Below are 5,196 nucleotides of genomic sequence, written 5' to 3'. Positions count from 1 at the left end.
AAAGAAGCAGCATCCCGTGAAGCGTCAACCCCATTCAGCGACCATTCTAAAAAAGTGGCGTGGTGAGGAATCGCCGTCCGTTTTACGGCGGTGAGGATGTCAAGAGTAGTAGAGTGCGTCTAAGTTTAATCGCTTGCTCCCGGGAAATTATGAGAATTAAACAAATTACAGTTAAGCATCTTTTTGGCATATTTGACCATACAATTAATCTCAATATGGAGGAAAGAATAACTATTATTCATGGTAAAAATGGCTTTGGGAAAACCTCAATACTGCGATTGGTCAATGGTTTTTTTAACTTAAAGTATTCAGACATAAGAGCTATTCCTTTTCAAAAATTTACTATAATTTTTGACGATAAAAGCTTTGTGGATGTTGTCAAAGCTTCCACCAGTAGGAATAAAAAAAGTAATGCAAGACCAAAGATTAATTTTAATTTTACTTCCTCCGATCAAAAAGAAGAACCGACTTTTTCTCCTAATTTACCAGACGGGAAAACAATCTCTTTCCCTCTCAGCATGATAGATGATGTCATACCCGGTTTAGATAGAGTTGGAGCAGAAAAATGGATATATACCCCCACAGAAGAAATTCTCGATCTAGAAGATATTTATGAACGATTTGGAGAATATTTACCCAAGCAATTCCAGAAAGGAGATAAAAAATATCCTGATTGGTTAAAGAAAATTCTAGACTCTATTAATGTTCGTTTTATTGAATCACAACGTCTATTAGATATTTCCAATAGTGCCAAAATTGGCAGAACTATAAGGATGCCGATGACATTGTACTCTGTGGCCAGCTATTCTCAAGATTTAGCAGAAAATATTCAAACTAAATTAGCAGAGTATGGACAACTATCTCAAACTTTAGACCGAACCTTTCCGGCGAGAGTTGTACAAAAAAAGGCATCATTGACCGATGATGAACTAAAGGAAAAAATTGATCAACTTGAAAGGGAAAGAAATCAATTAATTAGCGCAGGACTGTTGAAAAAAGATGAAGATTCTAACTTTCAAGTTAAAGATAGTATTGATGATAGCACCAGAAAATTATTATCGGTTTATATTGAGGATGTAGAGAGAAAGCTCAATGTATTCAATGACATTCATCCTAAAGTAGAGCTATTTAAAAATATAATTAATAAAAAATATTCTTTCAAAAGTGTTACTATTGATCAAGGCAAAGGATTTATCTTTACTACCGAGGAAGGGGAGGTTTTATCGCCAACAGATTTATCTTCTGGGGAACAGCACGAATTAGTAATTTTATATGAATTGTTATTTAAAGTTAAACCTAATACTTTGATCTTAATTGATGAACCAGAAATGTCACTTCATATTTCATGGCAGCAGGAATTTTTAAAAGACTTACAGGAAATTACGAAACTTTCTGAGTTAGATATTTTGATGGCTACCCATTCTCCTGATATTATTAATGATCGTTGGGATTTGACAGTTGAATTAGAGAAACCAAAACAAAAATGAAAGATCAGATAACACCTGACAGAATTGCTAATAGCATTCGTTTACTACGCGGCGATCATGAGGGAGTTTTTTTAATTGTTGAAGGTCATAGTGATAAACTTATTTATGAGCGATTAGTAAACAAGCAAGAGGTTAGGGTGACAATTGCTTCTGGTAAAAATAATGCTATCAAAGCATTATCCATCTTAGAAAAAGAAGACAATTTTCGTCGAGTTGTTGCTGTTATAGATGCAGATTTTTCGAGAATAGAACAGCAAATTCCCGACAGTAATAATCTCTTTTTGACTGATGAACATGATTTAGAAATGATGTTAATTAAATCTGCCGCTTTCGATAAATTATTAAAAGAACGAGGAAGTGAAGAAAAAATTAAAGCTTTTACCGAAGATATTAGAGAAACTTTACTAAAGTTAGGGCAGGAAATTGGTAAATTAAGATGGCTATCTCTTAGGAATAAGTTAGATTTAAAGTTTGAAGGATTAAATTTTAAGAATTTTATTGACAAAGAGAATCTGTCAATAAATATTGACAAATTAATTATAAGTATCAAAAATCATTCTCAGAAACCGTCCTTAGATGAACAGCAAATTAAACAGGATTTATCGGTAATTAGCGATGAAAATCATGATCCGTGGCAGCTATGTTGTGGACACGATTTTATCGACATTTTAGCGATCGCACTCTGTAAAGTTTTAGGTACATGGAATGCTAATGATGTTAAAACAGAAGTCTTAGAAAGAGAATTAAGATTAGCTTATGAGTTATCTTATTTTTATCAAACACAAATATATCAACTAATGGTCAATTGGCAATCTAATCATCATCCTGATCAAATATTCTGATTCGGATTATTGCCTTACGTTTGAGATGATAGATTTAACCAATCGGCTCGACTTTGTGTTATAATCAAAGCAATGCTTTAAAGACGATATTCTCAGCAAATTATGCCTATTCTTCTTCCTTGCACTCTAATTTCACCGAAAGATTAATTTAACCTTGAGCGGTCGGGATTGATTTCTTAACCTTTTAATAAATTGATTTTTTCCCCGGTCAGGCTAGAATCAGTAGGATTAGCATCCAAGATAATCGGGGTAACTTTGGTTAATCTGGGGCAATATAGCCTAAAAAACGCCCAAAATAGTCAAATTTAGGCTTAAGTGGCTTCTTTCTAACTGTTCAATCTACTATTTGGATATAGACTCTATGACTAAAGCTCCTACCGTAACTTCCGAAATCGATCTTAAAGATTCGCAATATTACTTTAACCGAGAATTAAGCTGGTTAGAATTTAATCATCGCGTGCTTCATGAGGCACTTGATCCTCGGACTCCCCTACTAGAAAGATTAAAATTTACCGCCATTTTTTGTGCCAATCTCGACGAATTTTTTATGGTACGGGTGGCAGTTCTTAAACAACAGGTAGAGGCAAATGTAGCTGTTTTAAGTGCCGATGGCAGGACTGCCTCGGAACAGCTAACCGAGATAAGTAAGTGTCTGCGTCCCCTTGTCCAGCAACAGGATCACCTTTTTGAATACACCCTGAAAAATCTGTTAGTAGAACAGGGAATTCATCTGATTAACTATGTGGATTTACATCAAGAACAGCGCAATTATCTCCATGATTACTTTGAACAAAATATTTTCCCCGTTTTAACTCCCCTTGCGGTGGATCCTAGTCATCCTTTTCCCTATATTTCTAATCTTAGTCTCAATTTAGCCGTAGTCGTTCGCGATCCCGACACCGATAAAGAACTATTTGCCAGGGTGAAAGTACCGCAGGTTTTCCCCCGTTTTCTGGCATTATCCAAAGAATTACGCCACCAAGACGGAAAAGCTTCGATTTGGACCGGAGTACCGCTCGAACAGGTGGTAATGCACAATTTAGAGGCACTTTTCCCCGGCATGATCATTCAAGAATGTTATCCTTTTCGGGTGACGCGCAACGCCGATATCTCCGTCGAAGAAGATGAGGCCGATGATTTATTATTAGCGATCGAGGAAGAAGTACGCAAGCGCGGCATCGGTAAATCGGCAGTACGTCTGGAAATTCACAGTTCTACCCCTAGCAATATTAAAAACCGGATCATGCGCGATCTGGGACTTAAGGAGATCGATGTTTACGATGTGGATGGACTGCTGGGACACAAAGATTTATTTTATTTTATGTCTTTACCCTGTCCCGAACTGAAAGATCCGCCTTGGAATCCTGTCACCCCACCGGTTTTACAGGGATTGCGAGAAATAGTTGACGGTAACGAAGACGGGATACTAGAACAGGATGGCGAAGATATTTTTACTTTAATTCGCAATAACGATATTCTCGTTCATCACCCTTACCATTCCTTTAGTGCCTCAGTACAACAGTTTATCGCCCAGGCTGCCCATGATGCCCATGTTTTAGCGATTAAAATGACTTTGTATCGCACTTCCGGAGATTCCCCGATTGTCAATTCCCTGATTGCAGCGGCGGAAAATGGTAAACAGGTAGCGGCGTTAGTGGAGCTAAAAGCCCGCTTTGATGAGGAAAATAACATTACTTGGGCGAAAAAGCTCGAACAAGCCGGAGTTCACGTTGTTTATGGCTTAGTTGGTCTTAAAACCCATACGAAAGTGGTTCTCGTGGTCAGAAAAGAAGGGGATAAAATCCGTCGTTATTTCCATATTGGCACGGGTAATTATAACCCAAAAACGGCTAAATTATACACTGATTTAGGCCTACTTAGCTGTCGCGAGGATTTAGGGGCAGATATCACCGATTTATTTAACTTTCTGACCGGATACTCCCGTCAGCAATCCTACCGCAAACTTTTAATTGCCCCGGTGAGTTTGCGAAAACGGATGTTAGCAATGATCGATCGCGAGGTCAAAAACTGTAAAAATGGCGGTACGGGGCGCATTGTCGCAAAAATGAACTCTCTTGTCGATAAACCGATTATAGAAGCCTTATACGCCGCTTCTCGTGCTGGCGTGCAGATTGACTTAATTATTCGTGGGATCTGTTGTTTACGGCCCGGATTGCCGGAAGTAAGCGAAAATATCCGAGTAATTAGCATTATCGGCCGCTTTTTGGAACATTCCCGCATTTTTTACTTCTACAATGGTGGTCAGGAGGAGGTTTATATTGGTAGCGCCGATTGGATGACGCGGAACCTGACTCGTCGCGTGGAAGCAGTGACACCCATCGATGAACCAGCGATCGCCAAGGAACTGGAAGAAATTCTCGGTATCATGTTGTCAGATAACCGGCAAGCATGGGAATTACAATCCGACGGCAGTTATATTCAGCGTCGTGCTGCCAACCAGGGACAGGAAAGCAGTACCCATGTAATTTTAATGGAAAAAGCCCTTAAATCTGCGGGTATTAGTCAATAGGAACAGTTATCAGTTATCAGTTATCAGTTATCAGTTATCAGTTATCAGTTATCAGTTATCAGTTATCAGTTATCAGTTATCAGTTATCAGTAATTAGTAGTCAGTAATTAGTAGTCAGGAGACAGGAGATTATTTTTATTTATACTTCCCACACCCTACACCCTACACCCTACACCCCACACCCTACACCCCACACCCACCGAAAAACTTTTTGCCGCAAACCCTAAGTAATCAGTGATCAGATGTGATAGTTAGTAAAAGTATAGTCAAATATAGACAGACTGAATTCCATTTCAGAAATTCCCTTCACTTTTACTTCGAGAGATTGATTCTCCTT

General features: G+C 38.3%; 3 protein-coding genes. All 3 read left to right on the top strand.

The features are described from left to right. Positions 1–59 precede the first annotated feature (59 nt). The 3 genes from BGL89_RS05910 (at position 60) to ppk1 (ending at position 4,859) form a co-directional block, all read left to right on the top strand. On the top strand, positions 60–1,487 hold the full coding sequence (locus tag BGL89_RS05910) for an AAA family ATPase (protein WP_286824903.1): 1,428 nt from the start codon (positions 60–62) through the stop codon (positions 1,485–1,487). Continuing rightward, a complete protein-coding gene (locus tag BGL89_RS05905) occupies positions 1,484–2,329 on the top strand; it encodes a DUF4435 domain-containing protein (RefSeq protein WP_286824902.1) in 846 nt (281 codons plus the stop codon). Before BGL89_RS05910 ends, BGL89_RS05905 begins: the two co-directional genes overlap by 4 nt. Positions 2,330–2,690: 361 nt before the next feature. Further along, on the top strand, positions 2,691–4,859 hold the full coding sequence (gene ppk1, locus BGL89_RS05900) for a polyphosphate kinase 1 (RefSeq protein ID WP_286824901.1): 2,169 nt from the start codon (positions 2,691–2,693) through the stop codon (positions 4,857–4,859). The last annotated feature ends 337 nt before the right edge of the window (positions 4,860–5,196 follow it).

It is taken from the genome of Microcystis sp. LSC13-02 (genome assembly GCA_002282935.1).
Taxonomy (GTDB): Bacteria; Cyanobacteriota; Cyanobacteriia; order Cyanobacteriales; family Microcystaceae; genus Microcystis.
Note: the sequence above shows the minus strand (reverse complement) of the source record. Positions and strands in the feature narration are given on the sequence as shown.

Excerpts from the sequence above, each read along its gene's own strand:
- BGL89_RS05905 (WP_286824902.1), top strand. The coding sequence starts at position 1,484 with ATGAAAGATCAGATAACACCTGACAGAATTGCTAATAGCATTCGTTTA.
- ppk1 (WP_286824901.1), top strand. The coding sequence starts at position 2,691 with ATGACTAAAGCTCCTACCGTAACTTCCGAAATCGATCTTAAAGATTCG.